This window comes from Mycobacterium timonense, assembly GCF_025821985.1.
GTDB classification, from domain to species: domain Bacteria; phylum Actinomycetota; class Actinomycetes; order Mycobacteriales; family Mycobacteriaceae; genus Mycobacterium; species Mycobacterium avium.
In genome coordinates, this window is sequence record NZ_JACKSY010000097.1 from 121055 (window position 1) to 139259 (window position 18205).

The 18205-nt window shown below is 66.5% G+C and carries 16 protein-coding genes; 9 read left to right on the plus strand and 7 right to left on the minus strand.

The window, feature by feature from the left end:
* From H7I87_RS21275 to H7I87_RS21285, 3 genes are read right to left on the minus strand one after another with little or no spacing between them, the layout of a single operon-like run.
* Positions 1-960 carry a VOC family protein gene (locus H7I87_RS21275; protein ID WP_023862354.1) on the minus strand — a complete coding sequence of 320 codons (960 nt, stop codon included), beginning with the start codon at positions 958-960 and terminating at the stop codon, positions 1-3.
* Positions 960-2171: a CaiB/BaiF CoA transferase family protein gene (locus tag H7I87_RS21280; RefSeq protein WP_023862355.1), complete on the minus strand. Its 1212-nt coding sequence runs from the start codon at positions 2169-2171 to the stop codon at positions 960-962. The genes H7I87_RS21275 and H7I87_RS21280 overlap by 1 nt, the downstream gene beginning before the upstream one ends.
* Entirely contained in the window at positions 2168-3673 is a 1506-nt protein-coding gene (locus tag H7I87_RS21285) for an aldehyde dehydrogenase family protein (protein ID WP_033724988.1), read from the minus strand. The genes H7I87_RS21280 and H7I87_RS21285 overlap by 4 nt, the downstream gene beginning before the upstream one ends.
* Positions 3674-3788: 115 nt before the next feature.
* On the opposite strand from H7I87_RS21285, the gene H7I87_RS21290 reads away from it, so the two are divergent.
* From H7I87_RS21290 to H7I87_RS21310, 5 genes are all read left to right on the plus strand, one after another.
* Entirely contained in the window at positions 3789-4994 is a 1206-nt protein-coding gene (locus H7I87_RS21290) for an acyl-CoA dehydrogenase family protein (protein WP_031345004.1), read from the plus strand.
* A complete protein-coding gene (locus tag H7I87_RS21295; RefSeq protein ID WP_023862358.1) occupies positions 4991-5998 on the plus strand; it encodes an acyl-CoA dehydrogenase family protein in 1008 nt (335 codons plus the stop codon). The genes H7I87_RS21290 and H7I87_RS21295 overlap by 4 nt, the downstream gene beginning before the upstream one ends.
* A gap of 10 nt (positions 5999-6008) precedes the next feature.
* Entirely contained in the window at positions 6009-7151 is a 1143-nt protein-coding gene (locus tag H7I87_RS21300; RefSeq protein WP_023862359.1) for an acyl-CoA dehydrogenase family protein, read from the plus strand.
* 109 nt (positions 7152-7260) lie between these two features.
* Positions 7261-8001 (plus strand): FadR/GntR family transcriptional regulator, encoded by a 741-nt coding sequence (locus H7I87_RS21305; RefSeq protein WP_033724987.1) that lies wholly within the window; start codon positions 7261-7263, stop codon positions 7999-8001.
* Positions 7998-8822: a PaaI family thioesterase gene (locus H7I87_RS21310; RefSeq protein WP_023862360.1), complete on the plus strand. Its 825-nt coding sequence runs from the start codon at positions 7998-8000 to the stop codon at positions 8820-8822. The genes H7I87_RS21305 and H7I87_RS21310 overlap by 4 nt, the downstream gene beginning before the upstream one ends.
* A 12-nt stretch (positions 8823-8834) precedes the next feature.
* On the opposite strand, the gene H7I87_RS21315 is transcribed toward H7I87_RS21310, so the two are convergent.
* Complete coding sequence (locus H7I87_RS21315; protein ID WP_023862361.1) at positions 8835-10955, minus strand: tannase/feruloyl esterase family alpha/beta hydrolase; 2121 nt, start codon at positions 10953-10955, stop codon at positions 8835-8837.
* A 110-nt stretch (positions 10956-11065) separates the two neighbouring features.
* Between H7I87_RS21315 and H7I87_RS21320 the strand changes: the two genes are divergently transcribed.
* Entirely contained in the window at positions 11066-11722 is a 657-nt protein-coding gene (locus H7I87_RS21320) for a TetR family transcriptional regulator (RefSeq protein WP_023862362.1), read from the plus strand.
* Between the two features lie 52 nt (positions 11723-11774).
* Here the strand turns inward: H7I87_RS21320 and H7I87_RS21325 are convergent, their stop codons facing one another.
* From H7I87_RS21325 to H7I87_RS21335, 3 genes are read right to left on the minus strand one after another with little or no spacing between them, the layout of a single operon-like run.
* Complete coding sequence (locus H7I87_RS21325; protein WP_023862363.1) at positions 11775-12584, minus strand: enoyl-CoA hydratase/isomerase family protein; 810 nt, start codon at positions 12582-12584, stop codon at positions 11775-11777.
* A 12-nt stretch (positions 12585-12596) separates the two neighbouring features.
* Positions 12597-13757, minus strand: coding sequence for a thiolase C-terminal domain-containing protein (locus tag H7I87_RS21330; protein WP_023862364.1), 1161 nt, complete (start codon positions 13755-13757; stop codon positions 12597-12599).
* Positions 13754-14971, minus strand: a complete 1218-nt coding sequence (locus tag H7I87_RS21335) for a Zn-ribbon domain-containing OB-fold protein (RefSeq protein ID WP_062891260.1) — start codon at positions 14969-14971, stop codon at positions 13754-13756. Before H7I87_RS21335 ends, H7I87_RS21330 begins: the two co-directional genes overlap by 4 nt.
* A 109-nt stretch (positions 14972-15080) precedes the next feature.
* On the opposite strand from H7I87_RS21335, the gene H7I87_RS21340 reads away from it, so the two are divergent.
* The 3 genes from H7I87_RS21340 to H7I87_RS21350 are packed head-to-tail and all read left to right on the plus strand — an operon-like array spanning position 15081 to position 18199.
* Positions 15081-15944: an SDR family oxidoreductase gene (locus H7I87_RS21340; protein ID WP_023864557.1), complete on the plus strand. Its 864-nt coding sequence runs from the start codon at positions 15081-15083 to the stop codon at positions 15942-15944.
* 9 nt (positions 15945-15953) lie between these two features.
* A complete protein-coding gene (locus tag H7I87_RS21345; protein WP_023862367.1) occupies positions 15954-17105 on the plus strand; it encodes an acyl-CoA dehydrogenase family protein in 1152 nt (383 codons plus the stop codon).
* Positions 17102-18199 carry an acyl-CoA dehydrogenase family protein gene (locus H7I87_RS21350; RefSeq protein ID WP_062891261.1) on the plus strand — a complete coding sequence of 366 codons (1098 nt, stop codon included), beginning with the start codon at positions 17102-17104 and terminating at the stop codon, positions 18197-18199. Before H7I87_RS21345 ends, H7I87_RS21350 begins: the two co-directional genes overlap by 4 nt.
* The last annotated feature ends 6 nt before the right edge of the window (positions 18200-18205 follow it).

Genomic DNA, 18205 nt, shown 5'->3' on the forward strand with positions numbered 1-18205 from the left:
TCAACCCCTTCCCGCAGGCGTACCGAAGTGCTTCAGCGGCCGCTCGACGAATTCGAATACCACTCCGTCGGGCGAGCGCAGGAACGAAATGTACAAGCCCTCGATCTTCGTCCCCGGCAGCGGGCACCACACCGGTGCACCCATCACCTCAACGGAATCCGGGACCAATGACATCGCCGCCTCGGTGCTTTCCACCCGCAGCGCACACCGATACAACCCCTGGTGATTTCCGCCCCACGGCACCGGGTCCGCGTCGCGGGTGCCAGGGTGCGCCACAACGGTGAGATTGAACTGATGCGCATCCTCGGCGAGTGCGTAGCGCAATACGGTGCACTTGACGGGTACCGATGACCCGCCGGGCGCGAGTTGGTCGCCGGCTACCTCGACCTGCGTCGGCGCCTCCACCTGGGCGAACCCGATCGCGGTGAGGAACTCCCCAGTAGCGGCCGCGTCGATGGCTGCGATGCGGATTCCGGAGAACAGCGCCCCCGGCTTGTCGCTCGGGGCTTCGGCGAGTTCGACGATGACGCCGTCGGGGTCTCGCGCGAGGACCGATTTGGAACCGGAGATCAGCCCGGCGACCGGCCCGGTCACGGTGACGCCGGCGTCACGCAACGCTGTGGCGGTGGCGTCGAGATCGGCCACCGTCAATAGCGTTGAGCGGATGCCCGGGCGAGTCGGGTCGTCGTTCGGATCGGTCTTCAACGGCGGCTTGTGGAACTCGATGGCCTCCAAAGCACAGCCTGCGCGACCACCCCGCGAGTCATAGAGAAACGATGTCTCGCAGAACGTTTCGCCGCCCTGGATCCCGAGGATGCTGCCGTCGGTCGGCACCTTGGGATCGGTGCGCATCCGAGCCGTGAGTCCGAGCTGCTCGACATAGAGACCCTCGGTGGCATCCAGCGATTCACAGTTCAGATTGACGTGCAGGAAGCGCCGCGCAAGCCCCTCCGAACCCACTACAGCACAACCGAATTGATTTTGAACTCGATGATTTCGTCCTCGCTGAAGCCGAGCTCGGCGAGCAGCGCATCGGTGTGCTCACCGTGGGCTGGCGCACACGTGAGGTCCAGCGGTGTCTCGTCGAACTGCACGGGACTGGCGGCCAGCGCGAACTTGTTGTCGTTCGCATTGGCGACCTTGGGCAGATACCCGTTGGCGATCACCTGCGGATCGCTGTGCACCTCGTGAGCGGTGCGCATGACGTCCCATACTCCGTCGAAACCGGCGAATGCTTTCTCCCAGTGCGCGAGATCCTGGGACGCAAAGGCATTGCGCAGCTCGGCAATGCACTCCTTACGGTTGCCGAACCGCGCCCTCGCGTCGGCGAACCGCTCGTCCTCGATCAGATCGGCCCGGCCCAGACGAGTGCAGAAGTCCGCCCAGAATCGGTCGGCCTGCAACAACACGAACGCGATGAACCGGTTGTCGCGGGTCTTGTAGATGCTGGCCACAGGGTTGGGCATCTCGTCCAGGTTGAACTTCGGAATGTCCTGACCGGTGACGCCGGCTCCGACGATGTCCGGGCCCAACTGCCAGATCGCGGCGTTGAGCAGCGACACATCGACCACCGACGGTTCGCCGGTGCGCTCGCGTTTCACCAGGGCCGCCGCGATGCCGCCCGCGATCGCCAGCCCACCGTAGGAGTCGCCGAACGCCGGCCGCTGAATCGGCGGGTAGGAGCCGTCACCGGCCGAGTAGGCATCGCCGATGCCGCCGCGCGCCCAGTAGGCGGCCAGGTCGAAGCCGCCCTGCGCGGCGAGGTCGCCACGGATGCCGTAGCCGTGGCCGCGGGCATAGATGATCTTCGGGTTGCGCGCACGCACCTGATCGACGTCGATCCCCATCCGCTGACGCGAATCCGGCAGCAGGTTCGTGACGAACACGTCCGCGGTTTCGAGCAGCTTCATCAACAGCTCCAACCCGTCCGGAGTGGAGGTGTCCAGCCCGATGCTGCGCTTGCCGCGGTTGGGCTGCTCGATGAAGTGATTCACTCCCCCCGCACCGGTGACGACCCCGGAGCTGATCAAGCCACGCTGCGGGTCACCGGTCTCGGGGTGCTCGATCTTGATGACGTCGGCGCCCCAGTCCGCGAGCACCGCACCGGCCGCGGGAACGAACGTCCACGCGGCCAATTCGACGACGCGGATTCCACTAAGGATGTCGCTCACAGTGCCGCCTCCAAGGGATAGCCGATCGTCTTGGTCTGTAGATGCTGCTCGAAGCCCTCGATGCCATTCTGCCGGCCGATACCGCTCATCTTGTATCCACCGAATGGTGCGTCGGCGCCGTAATACATGCCGCTGTTGATCATCACCGAACCCGTGCGGATACGGCGAGCCACCGCCATCGCCCGCTCGTCAGACCCCATGATGGCGCCGGCCAGACCGTAGGTGGAGTTGTTGGCCAGCTCCACGGCGGCGTCGTCACCGCCGTCGTACGCAGTGATCGACAGCACCGGTCCGAAGACCTCCTCCTGGAAGATCGTGTGGTCCGGTGCGACGTCCGCAACGACGGTCGGTGCCACGAAGTATCCCCGGTCCAGGCCGTCGGGTACGCCGCCACCGACGGTGACACGGCCTCCCTCACGCTTGGCGATCTCGATATAGTTCAGGACCCGGGCCTGTTGCTTGGCCGACACCAGCGGCCCGCAGAAGGTATTCGGGTCCGCGGGATCACCGACGGCCAGCGCGCCGAAGGTCGCCGTGGCGACCTCGACGGCCTGGTCGTAATGCGAGCGCGGCACCAACATCCGGGTGGCCAGTGCACAGCCCTGACCGGAGTGCAAGAGTGCGCCGATACAGCCGGGCAGTGCCATGTTCATGTCGGCGTCGTCGAGCACCAGGTACGCCGACTTGCCGCCGAGCTCGAGCATGTTGCGCTTCATGGTGTCCCCGGACAGTCGCTGGATGAGCTTGCCGACCGCGGTCGATCCGGTGAAGGACACCATGTCGATCCGCGGGTCGGTGGCCAGCACTTGGGCGATGTCGTTGTCCGATGCCGGAACGATGTTGACCACACCGGCGGGGATGTCGGTCTTCTCGGCGATGATCCGGCCCCACCGCAGCGCGGTCCACGGTGTCTCGACGGCCGGCTTGAGCACCATGGTGTTCCCGGTGGCCAGGATCTGGCCCACCTTGTTGCTGATGATCTCGAACGGGAAGTTCCATGGCGTGATGGCGCCGACGACACCCATCGGTTCCTTTAACACGACGCGGTTGTACGGCACACCCATCTTGGCATCCTGGTCGAGCATCCGCTCCCAGGCGAACTCCGAAATGTAACGCGCGGGCCACCGGATCGCATCGGCCAGGGGCCAGTCAAGTTGCGCGAGGTAGGTCATCCCGACCGTCGCGCCGGCTTCGGCGATCAGCTCGGCGCGGATGTCCTCTTTTTCCTCCTGCAGCGCCTCGTGCAGCTGCATCAGACAGCGCTGGCGGAACTCACGGTTGGTCGACCAGTCGGTGGTGTCGAAGGCACGACGGGCGGCGGCAATGGCCTCCTCCATGTCCGCGGCGCCGGCGTCGGTGGCGAATCCGAGCAGTTCTTCGTTGGCCGGATTGACGTTGTCGACGGTCTTGCCGGTCGATGAGTCCCGCAGCCTCCCGTCGATGAATAGCCTGGTCTCCGGATTGAATTTGACGGTGGCGGCGGCGATGGGTGAAGCCGTCATTGGCGGTCCCTCTCACTGAATAGTCGGCGTGGGCTAGTGTACCTTGTTATAGATAACTGTTTAGCGGATTCAGCCCCGGCTGGCGAGACGCGAGAACCAACGGAAGGGCAGCCAGTTGTCCGCCCCTGTCAAGAGCGCCCTGCATAGCGGTCGCCACCCCGAATACGTGTCCAGCGTCGCGGCGTACCGCGAGGACTTCCGCCGTTACCTGCGCGACCTGGACGCTGCCGACGAGTGGCGCGCGGCCGTGTTCACCAGCGCCGAGGACGGACTTGCTCACGACGCCACGGTGATGGCCAGGCTGAACGCGGACGGCTGGAACCGATACGGCTGGCCGAAAGCCGCAGGCGGTTTGGGTGGCAACGAGATTCACCGCGCGGTGTACTACGAGGAACTCGGCCACGCGATGCTGCCCATTCCGGCTCAACACTGGACGCTGGAAACGCTCGGTCCGGCCCTGCTGAAGTTCGCCCCCCACCTGGCGACCGCGTATCTGCCGGGGTACCTCAGCGGAGCCGAGTGGTGGGGCCAGAGTTTCTCGGAACCGGAATCGGGCAGCGACCTCGCCAGCCTGCGCACCCGCGCGGTCGACGACGGGGCCGGGGGCTTCGTCGTCAATGGGCAGAAGATCTGGACCAGCCAGGGCCCGACCGCCACGCGCCTGTTGGCGTTGGTCCGTACGGGAACACCCGAGAGCCGACACCGCGGGCTGACGATGCTCATGGTCGATGCCGACGCGCCGGGCGTGACCATTCGCCCGATCGCGCTGGCCAGCGGGCGTCGCGAACTCGCCGAGGTGTTCTTCGACGATGTCCGCGTCGATCGTGAGCGCGTTGTCGGCGACGTCGACGGCGGCTGGGCCGTGGCGATGCACCTCATGCAGTACGAACGCGGCATGTACGGCTACGCGGTGCTGAACAAGGTGCTCATCGAATTGGGTCGATTGCGTGAGCACATGGTGACCACCGGCGCTACCGACGCGCAACGCCAGCGCTTTGCCAAAGTGTACGTCGACGTGTCGGCCGCCCAGGCGCGCACCGCCACCACCGTGCGCCGATTGGCCGCGGGCGAGGCGGTCGGTGCCGATAGCAGCATCGACAAGCTGCTCTTCGGCCGCGCCGAGAAGGAGGTCAACGACCTCATCCTGGAAATCGAGCGGGCGCACCTGATCGGCGGCACGGGCCGCGGCGGCGCGGAACTGGACGCAGCTCGGGCCGAGTGGTGGTACTCGCGGGCCGCCACAGTGATGGGTGGCACCGCCGAAGTGCAGCGTGGCATCATCGCCGACCACCTGCTCGGGCTGCCTAAGGAGAAACGATGAGGAACGCGCCGGCGGCCGACGAGTCGTGGCAGATGGTCGAAGAGGCGGTGTTTCGCCTCTTCGAGGAGCTGGCGGGCAAGAACGCCGGTGAGCACCTGGCAATCGGTGGGCGGCTGGCCGAGTTGGGCTGGTCGGAGATCGAGGCCGAGTACCCCGTCGAGGCGGGCGCGCTGTTGTTTCGCGCGCAAGGAAGATCGCTGGCCCTGACGGACTGCATGGACCGCATCATGTTGGCCGAACTAACCGCCGTACTCGACGGCCCCGCGGATCACGTGCTGCTGCCCGACCTGTCCACCGGTTGCGTGGCGGGTTCCGAGGCTGACCGGGTCTCGGGCATCGTCCTGGGGCCGCTGGAGGGTCGAATCGTGGTGCCGGTGTCCGGGTCGACGGGCACAGTGTCGGTGGGCGTTGTCGACGCAGCGCGACTCGACGGCCAGCGGCTGGACACCTTTGATGTGTCGACGCACTGGACCCGGGCCAGCGGATCACTTGACGTCCCGCTGGTCGAAGCGTCCACCGAATGGAAGAACGCCGTCGCCGCGGCCCATCGCGGTCTGGCCACCGAACTGGTCGAACTGGCCGAGCAGGCGCTGCGTATCGCTGTCGAGCACGTCAGCGTGCGCGTCCAGTTCGGTGCACCGATCGGGTCATTTCAATCGCCGCGGCATGCACTGGCCGATGCGTCGGCGGTGCTCGCGGGTGCGCGGGCGCTGCTGGGCGAGTCGTGGCGAGACGGCGGCGAACTGTTGGCGCTGGCCGCCAAGGCCGCCGCGGGCCGGGCGCACCGCGCCGTCAGCGACGTGGGACTGCAGGTGTGCGGGGCGATCGGACTGACCGCCGAGCACGACCTGCACCGCTATGTCACTCGCGGATTCCAGGTCGACGCGCTCTGCGGGTCGCACGATCAGCTCGAAGGGCTGCTCGCCGAGCGGCTCTTCGAGAACTCCGACGAGGGCTGGGTACCCGGCCGCGCGCTGCCCGCCGTCGTGACGTGGGCCGAGTAGAAGGAAGCATATGCGCCGCAACATCTTCGACGAGATCCACGACGAGTTCCGCGCCACCGCCAGGAGTTTCTTCGAACGCGAATGCGTGCCGAACGTCGAGAAATGGGAACGCGACGGCAAGGTGAGCCGCGAGGCCTGGCTGGCCGCGGGCGAACACGGATTGATCGGTTGGGAGTTCGCCGAAAAGTACGGCGGACTCGGAGTCAAGGACTTCCGGTTCAACCAGATCCTCTCCGAGGAAATGTTCCTGACCGGCTCGGTCGGCATCGGCCTCGGCGTGCAGAACGACATCCTGGTGCCGTACCTCAACGATCTGACGACCGAGGAGCAGAAGCAACGCTGGCTGCCCAAGTTCGTCGCCGGCGAGTACATCGGTTCCATCGCGATGTCCGAACCCGCGGCCGGATCCGACCTGGCCGGCATCAAGACCACCGCCCGCGACGAGGGTGACCACTGGGTGGTCAACGGCCAGAAGACGTTCATCAGCAACGGGCTGCTGTCCAAGCTGGTGCTGACGGCCGTGAAGACCGATCCTTCCGCCCGGCACAAGGGCATCAGCCTGCTGATGATCGAGGACGGGATGGAGGGTTTCACCCGTGGCCGCAAGCTCGACAAAATCGGCCAATACTCCGCCGACACTGCCGAATTGTTCTTCGAGGATGTCAAGGTGCCCAAGGAAAACCTGGTGGGAGAGCTCAACCGCGGCTTCTACCATCTGGTCTCCAACCTGCCCAGGGAACGGGTCGGCGTGGCCTGCTACGCGCTGCCGGCCGCCCGCCGCGCGCTCGACCTGACCAAGGCCTACGCGCTGGAGCGCACCGCGTTCGGGCAGCCCATCGGCAAGTTTCAGGTCAATAGGCACTTTCTCGCCGAAATGCAGACCAAACTCGACGCCGCACAAACTTATCTCGATCAATGCGTGCTCTCGGTCAACGACGGCACATTGTCTGATCAAGATGCCGCAGGCTTGAAATGGTGGACGTCCGAAGTCCAGTGGGAGATCATCGACCGATGCCTGCAGCTGCACGGCGGCTACGGCTATATCAACGAGTACGAAGTGGCCAGGCTCTGGCGGGACTCGCGGGTGCAGCGGCTCTATGCGGGCACCACGGAGATCATGAAGGACCTCATGGGACGGGCGATGGGGTATTAAGGGTGACGTTGCTAACTGACGCTCGCCAATTCGGGGCTCAACCGGCTAGTTCGGCTAACCTGCTAAATGGTTAGTTGATTCGCATAAGCGCATAGCGGCGGAGGTTGCAATGGAGGTCACCAGTCTTCGAGAACCGAAGATGGCCGATCGGGTGGCCACGGTGCTGCGGCGGATGTTCATCCGTGGCGAGATCACCGAAGGCACCATGTTGCCGCCGGAATCGGAGCTGATGGAGCGTTTCGGTGTGTCCCGGCCAACGCTGCGGGAAGCGTTCCGCGTGCTCGAATCGGAGTCGCTGATTCAGGTTCAGCGTGGGGTGCGCGGCGGGGCCCGCGTCACCCGCCCCCGGCGCGAAACACTCGCCCGCTATGCTGGCTTGATTCTCGAATACGAAGGCGTCACGGTGAAGGACGTCTATGACGCACGAGTGACGCTGGAGGTTCCGATGGTCGAGCAGTTGGCCAAGGACCGCAATCCCAAGGTGATCGCCGAACTCGAGCAGATCGTCGAACGCGAATCGCAGCTAAATCCCGGCAGCGAAGCCGTCGATCAGCTCACCGACTTCCACGCCGCAATCGCGCGATTGTCCGGTAACAACACCCTGCAAATCGTCAGCGACATGCTGCATCACATCATCGAGAAGGCCAACCGGTCGCTGCAGCCCACCATGGGCACGCGCGCCGAGCAGGCGGTCCGCCGCTCGGCGAAGACCCACCGGATGGTGCTGGACATGATCAAGGACGGCGACGCCGAGAAGGCCGGCGAGCTCTGGAAGCGCCATCTGCAGAAGGCAGAGGAGTTTGTCCTGACCGGGGCCGAATTGTCCACTGTCGTAGACCTTCTCGAATGACCGGTGTCAACGAACAGGTAAACCAGCACGATCTCGAGACACCCGACTCGATACAGGTCCGGTTCGGTATCGAATACGTCGAATCACACCCGGCCAAGGCCACCGCCGTGCTGTCGATGCCCATGCACCGATTCCGCAATCCGTACACCGGTGCTCCCACTGCGGGCCCCTTGGCGATCCTCGTCGACGCCGCCGCCGGGATCGTCAACCACTACCGCAGACGGCCTGGCCAATGGACGGTATCCAGTGAACTGTCGATGGACTTGAGTCCTGACATCGGCGAGCTCGACGGTCCCGTCGTGGCCAGCGCACACTCGCCCGGTCCGCTGGGTGCCACGTCGCTGGGTGTCTGCACGCTGACCTATCGCGGCATGGTCATCGGCACCGGCACGGTGCGGTCGTTCTTCATCCACGCCGGCGACGTCGTCCCCCAGCAACGGCCGGAGACCCTGCGCCGGTCGGACGAGACCTCTTTCGCCGACCTGATGGCGGTGCACGTTGTGCAAGATGGTCCGGAGACGGTGCTGGCGCAGCGGGTCGACCGCAACCTGAACAACGACATCGACATCGTGCACGGGGGCGTGGCAGCGGCCGGCCTGGAGCTCGCGGCATCGGCGGCGGTAAACCGGGACCAGACCGAGGACCTGCTGCAGACCGGGTCGTTACGGGTGAACTTCCTGCGGCCCTTCTTCGCCGGCGGCGAATCCCGCTACGAGGGCACGCCGCTGCGGGTGGGCCGCAACACCGGCGTGGGCGATGCGCAAGCCGTCGGTGACGACGGCAAGGTGGCGATCACCGCGCGAGCGACTGCCTACCGCTGAGGTCGGTCGCGCTCACACGACGACCACGCGGACCTGCGCGACGTTGGCGATCCGGCACGAGCTTGCGGCTGGGTCGCCATCTCGGTGCGAGTGGACCCGGCCGGTCACGAAGTACTCGCCGGGCCGATCGAACGCGTGCTTGGTGAACAGGGTTACGGAGGCTGCCGATCCGTCGATGCCCTCGTGGCTGAACGGGAAGGAGCCGGTGCCGTCGAAGTCCCAGTCGGCGGAGATGATCGTGCCGGCGCCCGGAGGCACCGTCGCCCGGAGCTCCAGCTCCACCGCTTCGCCCACCGCCGCCTCGGCTCGGTCAGTGCCGTTGACGGTGACCGCGATGACCGCTTGGATGCCTCGGCGCTGCGCAGCGTCCGGGGACAGGATCACCGTGTTCTCGAAGTAGTCGAAGGCGGTGTCGACGGGATCGATGCCGTCCTCCACCCACGCGATCAGGTCGGCCAGCGACTGCTCGATGTACGGCAGGTAGTCGATGAGCCAGGTGTTGCTGGCCCGGTTGGGCAGCGAGGGCACCATCATCGAGGGGGTGTGCTCGGCGTTCTCGATCCACCGGAGCCGGAAACGCTCCTTAGCGCCCGCCTGCCCCTGCGCCCGCAGCACGGCCTCGCGGTAAATGAGTCCCTGCGAGGGCCACAGCGAGGAGTCCTTGGTGTGGTGGACCCAGATGAGCTTGCCGCGGTAGAGCCCGGAGTAACCGACGCCCATGAGGGCCGACTGCCGCGGCACGGGGTGCTGCGGAAACACGGGGTGACCGTCGACCCGCAAGGAGTCGAACTGTGGGTCGCTCATCAGGTGGTGCCGCGCGAAGTAGTGGAAGGCCAGAAAGTCACGGTTGTCGACCAGCACCTCGTCGCCGGGTTGCACGTCTTTGAACCGGAGCAGATTGGCCTCGCCTGCACCGTCGCAGTAAAGGACGTCGTCGGCGTGGGCTCCGCAGTAGAGCCGCCGCCCGGCCGCCGCCCCCGTCAGCATGGTGACGCTCGTGCCGAGCCGGTAGCCCGTCTGCCCGAGGCCCTCGAGATCCACCACCATGGGTAGCGAGGGGTCGGCTCCGAGGCTGGAGAACACCATGATCAACAGCCGGAAGTTCTGGTGGCGGGGCTCGAGGAACCGCGGATCCCCCAGGACGTCGGTGCCCGTGAGCACCTTGGCCACGGTGGCTCGAGTGTTCAGGATGTCGCGCTCGACGAGGTCCAGCTGGTCGAAGCCGACGTAGCCGGGCTTGGTCCAGAAATCGTCGAAGTAGCTGGGGTCCTGCTCGAGCAGCGATGTGGCCATCGAGGTCCAGAGCCACATCTGGCCGAGGGGTTTGCCGATCATGTACTCGTCGCCGCGCGGGAAGCCCTGCCGGTACAGGCTGGCCAGTTCCTCGCGCTGGTGGGTGGTCAACCCGACGAAGGGGTCTCCGTGCCCGCCGGGAGCCATGGCGGCGGCGATCGCGTCCGTCTTGTCGCCGAGCAGGCGCTGGCAGTTGAACATCGTGGCGAACGACATCACCTGGGCGCCCTCGATCTTCTCCGTGTTGCCAGGCTCCACGATCGGGCCGCCGCCGGCGAACGGCAGCGCGCCGTCCCACACGTCGGGAGCGTTTTCGAGGCACAGCGGTGACCGCCGTCCACCGCCCGAACCTCCCCAGACATAGGTGTGGTGAGGTGGCTCGCCGTAGACCTGCGCGGCGACGAATTTGGCCAGTCGTGCCGTCTCCGCGCTGGCGCGGTATCCGTAGAGCGTCGGGTCGTCGCCGCCTCGGGGGTCGAGGTCGTCACCGATGTGGCCTTGATTGGACTCCACCATGCAGCCGCCGAGGCGCGCGCACATCCGTAGGCCCCCAAGGAAGTCGGCCATGAGGTCATTGCCGAATGCGTTCTCGTGGCCGCCGTGAGCGCCCTCGAGCGGCTGGAGGATCCGTCCGCGGTAATGGCCGTCGGTCGGGAACGAGAACGCCCACCGAGTAGCGGTGTCCGCGAACCCGCCGTGGACGTAGCGATGCGTGATCGGTTCCGAGCGCGCTTCGTCGACGTCCACATACGGCGTACCGAAGAACCCGTCCGTCGGCACGTACCCGGCCACGTCGATGGTGCCGCTTCCGACCTGCGAACGTTGACCGGTCTCGGTCATCGATGCCTCCTTACGTTTGTGTCGCCACCGCATCGTTGCCCACTTGACACAAAGTTGCGGGTATCTGCCAACTTTTGCACCCTCTGACAGATGCTGTCTAGAGTCGTTCCGTGCTGACTAAACGCGCCGCGCTCGTCGAGGAAGGGGTCTGGGATCGTCGCCGTCGCCTTGTCGCGGGCGAGATCGAGCAGGTTGCGCTGCGGTTGTTCGCGGAACAGGGCTACGACAACGTCACAACGGACGATATCGCCCGGGCATGCAATATCTCCGCACGAACGTTCTTCCGGTACTTCGCCGCGAAACGCGATGTGCTCCTGGCTGTCCCACGCCGTAGCCTGGTCGTCCTGTGCGATGCGGTGGACCAGCGCCCCGCAAGCGAGGACCTGCTCAGCTCCTGGCGGGCGGCCGCCATCGGTGTCCTCGGTGGCGACGAGGTTGATCTCGCCCTGATCGAACAGCTCAAGGCGCTCGTCCGTGACAGCCCCGATCTCATCGACACGATCAACGGGGACGCCGAGCTCACTGAGCGGTTTGTGCGGACCAACGCCGCGCGGCTCGGTGTCGACCCGGCGACCGACCTGCGTCCGATCGTCGTCGCGGGAGCCGTGCGCAACGCGCTCATCGCGGCATTGGACCAGTGGTCCTCCGGTCGCGCCGGCGACCTCGCGCAATCCTTCGGTGAGGCCTTCGACATCCTGGCTCGCCTCGACGCGATCGGCGGTCGACGCGCCGCCAAGACTCCACGTTCGCGGAGTCGGCCCGGGTAGCCAAATCGAATAGCGCTCGAACGCCGTTGCGCTGCAGTGCTTTACAAGTCCGCTACTTCTTCGAACGCGCCCGAAACGCGGCCACCCGCTCCTTGAACTCCGGGGTCGAGAACGACGTGTATTCCTCGGCCAGTGCGTACTCCAGCACACCGAGCGCGGCCCGCGACAGGTGCATGTTCATCGCGACTTTGCTGGCGCGCAGGGCCTGGGGCGGCAGACCGGCCAGCCGCTCTCCTATTGCGAGCGCCTCGTCGAGCACGGTGTCATCGGTGGCGACTTTGGTGACGAGGTTCAGCTTGTCCGCAATGGCAGGGGTGATCCGATCCCCGAGAAGCACATACTCTTTGGCTTTCATCAGGCCGATCAGCAGCGGAAGCATCGCGGCACCGCCGTCACCGGCCACCAAGCCGACCGCGACATGCGGGTCGGCCAGGTAGCTGCTCTCCCCCATCACCAGGAAGTCGCTCAACAAAGCGATCGAGCAGCCGAGCCCGACAGCCGGGCCGTTGACCCCCGACACCAGCGGCTTGGGGAAGTTGATCACCTCCAGGAACACCGTGCGAGCCTCGGTGATCTGGAACTGGCGCGCCACCGCGTCATCAATCAGGCGTCCGAACATCACCATGTCGCCGCCGGCCGAGAACGCCTTACCGATACCGGTCGTCACCACCACCCGTACGTCGTCGTCGGCAGTCAGCACCCGCCAGATGGTGGCGAACGCGTGGTGGACCTGTTCGTTGACGGCGTTGAACGCCTCCGGCCGGTTGATGCTCACGACGTGGACGTTGCCGCGCTTCTCCACCAGCAGCCACGGCGCAAACTCTTCGTAGCCGGGCAGCGTGGCGATCTCGGAAGTGGTCATGTGATGGTCCCGTCAGTTCTTCTCGTTGGAAAGGACAGTGACCGCGGAGACCGCGGTCGGCCCGCCGATGTTGTGGGCCAACGCGATTCGCGCACCGTCGACTTGATTCTCGGCCTCACCGCGGAGCTGGTTGAACAGTTCGTAGCACTGCGCCACGCCGGTAGCTCCCGGTGGGTGCCCTTTCGCCTTCAACCCGCCGCTCGGATTGATCGGAATCGAACCGCCAACATAGTGTTCGCGGCCCTCCACCAATTTGTAGGCCTCGAAACGATGGGCGAACCCCAGATCCTCGTAGCTGATCAGCTCGACCCCGGTGAAGCAGTCATGCACCTCGGCGACGTCGATGTCGCGCGGCGTCACCCCGGCCATCGCCATCGCCGCCCTGGCGGCGCGCACCGTCGGCGGGAACGTCGTCATGTCCGCCTTGTGCTGGTGCATCACCCGGTCCATGCCCAGCCCGACGCCGCGAACCCAGACGGGACGGTTGGTGTAGCGGTCGACGACGTCCTCGGCAGCCAAGATCACCGCGGCCGCGCCGTCGCTCTGCGGGGTGCAGTCGTAGAGCCCGAAGGGTTCGACCACGATCGGCGCGGCCAGCGCCTGCTCGACGGTGATCTCATAGCGCAGTTGAGCTTTCGGGTTGTTCACCGCGTGGAAGTGGTTCTTCACCGCCACCATCGCCATGTGCTCCTTGGTCGCCGGCGACTCGTGCAGATATCGCATCACGTGCAGCGCGAAATTGGCGGGCGCAACCAGCCCCAGCGGGTAGTCCCATGCGTTGTCGCGGGTCATCGCCGCCCAGTCCCAGAACGTGGTCTTCGAGGAGGTCTCGCGGACCTTGTCGGCCCCGACCACGAGCACCACGTCGTAGAGGCCGGAGGCGATCGCCAGCGTTCCGTTCCGGATCGCGTCATTGCCCGTCGCACAGGCGTTTTCGACGCGGGTAACCGGAATGTCGGTGAGGTCGAGGGTGTCGGCCAGAATGCCGGACGGGAACCCGTCGGTGGTCGACAGCTCGCCGAACCACGCGGCTTCGATCTCAGCCTTCTCGATGCCCTTGTCGACCTTGGCGACCGCTTCGGCATACGCCATCGGAATCAGGTCCTTGACGCCGAGCTCGAAGTGTTCGGCGAAGGGCGTCATCCCCGCGCCGACGATGGCAACGTTTCTCATGCAACGGTTCCTTCCAGCGTGCGGCCCGGCCAGAATGCGTAACCATAGTCGGGGATGCCGGCCCGAATAGCGATCCTGCGCAACACCACCGAGCCAGGCTGTCCGATCCTCGCCTCGCCGGCGGGTATACCGGTGACCTTCAGCAGCACCCGCACCGGGCTGCCGTCGAGCTGAACGACGGCCAGCGAGTAGGGGCTGGGCAGGTCGGGCACCGGGATCCGTACCGTGGTGTGGGTGTAGACGGTGCCGGTCCGCGGCAGCGGCTCGAGCCGGTATTCGGTGGCCAGTCGCCCGGCGTTGTTCACCCTCAGCCGCGGCGGGAACTGCGGCGCGGCATCGATTCCTGGGCTCTCGTCGAAAACCGCTGCCTCCCATCGGATCTTAGGCTCGAACGCGCGCGCATACGCGGGCATCGAGATCGGTATGCCGACGCCGTCGGCGACGCGCATCTTGGGTAGTTCCCGCGCCGAAAATTCGTCGCGGGAGATCCGGGGCGTCGCGCCCCCGAACGCGAGGTCGGCCGCGCTGATGCTGGACTGCTCGACCGCGAGCACCAAGCCCTGCGTACCCGCCTCGATCGCGTCGGCGAGCAGCCGGATGATTGCCGCCGCGGAGACACTGGGGTCGGCGACGGCCCGCGACGTGTCGAAGTCGCTCGCGATTTGCGCCAGCGGCACGCCTGCCACGGCGGCCAGCGCCGGGCTTCCGGTCAGGCCCAGTCGGGTCAGGGTGGAGCGCACCCCCACCTCGCGTTGCAGCCGAGGGTCGACGTAGGCATGGCGCGCGCCGTCCTCCCCTCGGGCCGTCAGCGGCAGGCTCCGCGTCTGGCGCGCCGCCGGGGTCAGCGTGACGCCGTCGCCCGTGAGCACCGCCCCGGCCCCCGCCGAAAGATCGTTGCCGTCGGCGGCGATCACCAAGGTGCCTTCGCCGGCGCTGCAGATTTGGTCCAACACGGCGGGCGCACCGCCGAGGACCTCGGCGACGGGGGTGTCGGCCGGCAGGGACAACGCGGCCAACAGCACCGCGCCGTTGCCGCCCTCGAGCAGCGGAAAGTCACGTGACACCAACGCCACGCGTTGCGCCCTGGCCTCGGGATCGGCGGCGCGACCGGCGGCGACGGCCATGGTCAGCGCGTCCTCGTCGGGTCCCTTGACCCGCCGGTCACGCACCGTCCATGGCGGTAGGTAGGTGCCGATCGAAAAGACCCGAGTCATAGATCCCCGCTTTTGTGGATGAGCGCGCGTTACAGCGCGCAACAAACTAGCTATATAGTTATAGCATTCAACCTCACAGCCTAGCGACGGACGGAAGGGTCAACGAACTGTGGGCAATCCCCATCCTCGCAGTCTGAAGGATCGCGTCGTGCTGGTAACCGGTGCCAGCCGCGGCATCGGCGCCGCCATCGCCGAGCGTATCGCCGAAGACGGTGCCGCCGTGGCTTTGCTGGCCAAAACTGAGACACCGAATCCCAAGATCGCGGGCACCCTTGCCGAGACCGCGGACGCCGTGCACCGCGCGGGCGGCCGTGCCCTACCGCTGACCTGCGACGTGCGCGACGCGGGCGCGGTCGCTTCAGCCGTCGCGGCGGTCGCCGATGCGTTCGGTGGCATCGACGTCGTCGTCAACAACGCCGGGGCCCTAGATCTGCGGCCGACCGCGCAACTCCCGCCAAAGAACCTGCGGCGTCTGCTTGAGGTCAATGTGGAGGGGCCGTTCGCGGTTGTGCAGGCTGCACTTCCGCATCTGCGCCGGTCTGCTAACGCACATGTGGTCAACGTCTCTCCCCCGCTGAACATGGACCCCGGCTGGGTCGGCGCCCACGTCGGGCACACCGTGGGCAAGTACGCCGAGAGCCTGCTTACCTTGGGTTGGGCCGAGGAGTTCGCCTCGGTGCCGATCGCGGTGAACTCGCTGTGGCCGGCCACCACGATCGCCAGCACGGGGATGATGGTCGCGTTGGGGGAGGTAGCGGTACGCGCGCAGGCCCGTAGCCCACAGATCATGGCTGATGCGCTCCACGCGCTGGTCACCCGCCCCGCCGCGACGTGCAGCGGCCACTTCTACACTGACGAAGAGATCCTGCGGGAAGAAGGCCGCGACGACCTGTCGGACTACCTACTGGCCCCGAGCGAAGAGGACCTGAAGCCCAACTTCTACCTCCCGTCGGCCCCAGTGCCCACGGTTTAGGAAGCGGCTGTGGTGAATTCGTTCGACGCGTTGAGCGCCCGTGTGCCCGAGTTGGTCAAGCTGCGCTCCGCCGTGCGGGACTTCTTACAGTCCGACCGCGCTGAATTCGGATGGCAGCCCGGCGTCGACTCGTGGCTGGCCGGGTGGGACGAGGAGTTCTCAGCGCGGCTGGGCGCCGCCGGATTCGTCGGCCTGACCATCCCGAAGCAATACGGCGGCCACGGTCTCGGGCATTTGCACCGCTATGTGGTGACCGAGGAGCTGATCGCGGCGGGTGCGCCCGTAGCGGCGCACTGGACCGCCGATCGCCAGGTCGCACCGGGTCTGTTGACCTACGGCAATGAGGAGCAGCGCGAACGGTTGTTGCCCAAAATTGTTGCCGGCAAGCTCTATTCGTCGATCGGCATGAGCGAGCACGGCGCCGGGTCCGACCTTGCCGCCGTGCAAACCAAAGCCGTCCGCGCCGACGGCGGCTGGTTACTCTCCGGCAGCAAGGTATGGACCAGCGGCGCCCACCATGCGCACCAGGTCGTCGCGTTGGTCCGCACCAGCCCGCCGGATCCCAAACATCGCCACGCCGGTTTCAGCCAGTTTCTCGTGCCGTGCGATGCCGAGGGCGTCCGCATCGAACCCATCATCTTGATGTCGGGCGCACATCACTTCAACGAGGTGCTGTTCGATCAGGTCTTCGTATCCGATGCCGATGTGCTCGGCGAGGTCGGCAACGGCTGGCACCAGGTCACCTCCGAGCTGTCGTTCGAACGCAGCGGGCCCGAGCGGATCCTATCCACCGGCCCTCTACTGTTCGCCGCCATTCGCGCACTCGGTCGTGGGCCGGTGCCCGATGACCGCACCGCGGCCGACATCGGCGACCTGATGGCGCGGTTGATCTCGCTGCGGCAGCTCTCGTTGTCGGTTGCCCGCACGCTCACCGATGGCGGCGATGCGGCGAATCAGGCCGCGCTGGTGAAGGACCTCGGCACCCGCTTCGAAGCCGAATCCGTGGGATTGATCGCCGATCTGCTCGAGGCGGTACCACCGAATTCCGAGCTGGAGACGATGCTGAGCACCGCGTGGCTGCACAAGCCCATGTTCACCCTGCGCGGCGGTACCAACGAGGTGTTACGCGGCGTTATCGCCCGCGGAATGGGGCTGCGATGAGCGCCCTCGCTGGCGGGGTTTTCGCCGTGACAGGGTCTAAGGACGACGACACGCAGCTGCGTCAGCTGGTCGACGACCTTGGGCGGCGCTCCTACGACGCCGGTCTGGGCCATCGCGGCATCCCCGACCAGTTCGACACCGAGCTCTGGCGCAACCTCGAGGAAACCGGGCTGGCCAGGCTGACCAGCACGCCGGACATGGGAGCCGGCCCGCACGAGCTGGCCATTGCGCTCTACGGCGTGGCCCGCCACGCCGGTGCGGTGCCGTTGGCAGAAACCGACGCGCTCGCCGGCTGGCTCGGCCAGCAGGTCGGAATCGAGCTACCCAGCGGCCCGCTGACCGTTGCGGTCGCCGATGGCGAAGTCGACGGCGACCGGATCACCGGCACCGCGGACGCGGTGCCGTGGGCGCGAGCGTGCGCCGCCGCCCTGCTGGCCGTCACCACACCCACCGGCCTGCGGATCGGTGTCATCGACGTAATACCCGCCCAATTGCGGGAAGGTCACAACCTAGCGGGCGAACCCCGCGATTCGCTCGTGTTCGACGTGCCGGCCGACCAGTTGCATGACGTGGACCCGGCGCTCGGCGCCGAGCTGGCTCGGCGCGGCGCATGGTCACGCTGTGTGCAGACCATCGGGGTGCTGGACGCGGCCGCAGCGCTGTCGGTGCAGCACACCCGCCAGCGCGTCCAGTTCGGTCGGCCGCTCAGCGCCTTCCAGTCCGTGCAGCAGTCATTGGCCGGGATGGCCGGGGAAATCGAAAGAGCCCGTGCTGCTGCGGAGTTGGCTGTCGCCGCCGCTGCCGAGCACGGCTTCGCTTCCCCCCACACCGACTACGCCGTCACCGTCGCGAAGGTCGCGGTCGGCCGCGCCGTCGACCCGGTCACCAGCGTCGCCCATCAGCTGCACGGCGCGATTGGTGTCACCAGCGAGCACCCGCTGTGGCTGTTCACCTTGCGCGCTCAGAGCTGGACCGGGGATTACGGCACGACCGCGAACTACGCGCGGCGACTCGGTCGGCTGGTCTTGGCCACGGATGATCCGTGGAGTTTGGTGACGGGCGATCCGGCTCAACTGGAAAACGACGGTAATTAAGGAGAA

What these genes read in the sequence shown, in the direction of transcription:
- H7I87_RS21285 (WP_033724988.1), bottom strand. Translation starts at nt 3,673, where the DNA reads ATGACGGCTTCACCCATCGCCGCCGCCACCGTCAAATTCAATCCGGAG.
- H7I87_RS21295 (WP_023862358.1), top strand. Translation starts at nt 4,991, where the DNA reads ATGAGGAACGCGCCGGCGGCCGACGAGTCGTGGCAGATGGTCGAAGAG.
- H7I87_RS21300 (WP_023862359.1), top strand. Translation starts at nt 6,009, where the DNA reads ATGCGCCGCAACATCTTCGACGAGATCCACGACGAGTTCCGCGCCACC.
- H7I87_RS21305 (WP_033724987.1), top strand. Translation starts at nt 7,261, where the DNA reads ATGGAGGTCACCAGTCTTCGAGAACCGAAGATGGCCGATCGGGTGGCC.
- H7I87_RS21310 (WP_023862360.1), top strand. Translation starts at nt 7,998, where the DNA reads ATGACCGGTGTCAACGAACAGGTAAACCAGCACGATCTCGAGACACCC.
- H7I87_RS21315 (WP_023862361.1), bottom strand. Translation starts at nt 10,955, where the DNA reads ATGACCGAGACCGGTCAACGTTCGCAGGTCGGAAGCGGCACCATCGAC.
- H7I87_RS21325 (WP_023862363.1), bottom strand. Translation starts at nt 12,584, where the DNA reads ATGACCACTTCCGAGATCGCCACGCTGCCCGGCTACGAAGAGTTTGCG.
- H7I87_RS21330 (WP_023862364.1), bottom strand. Translation starts at nt 13,757, where the DNA reads ATGAGAAACGTTGCCATCGTCGGCGCGGGGATGACGCCCTTCGCCGAA.
- H7I87_RS21335 (WP_062891260.1), bottom strand. Translation starts at nt 14,971, where the DNA reads ATGACTCGGGTCTTTTCGATCGGCACCTACCTACCGCCATGGACGGTG.
- H7I87_RS21350 (WP_062891261.1), top strand. Translation starts at nt 17,102, where the DNA reads ATGAGCGCCCTCGCTGGCGGGGTTTTCGCCGTGACAGGGTCTAAGGAC.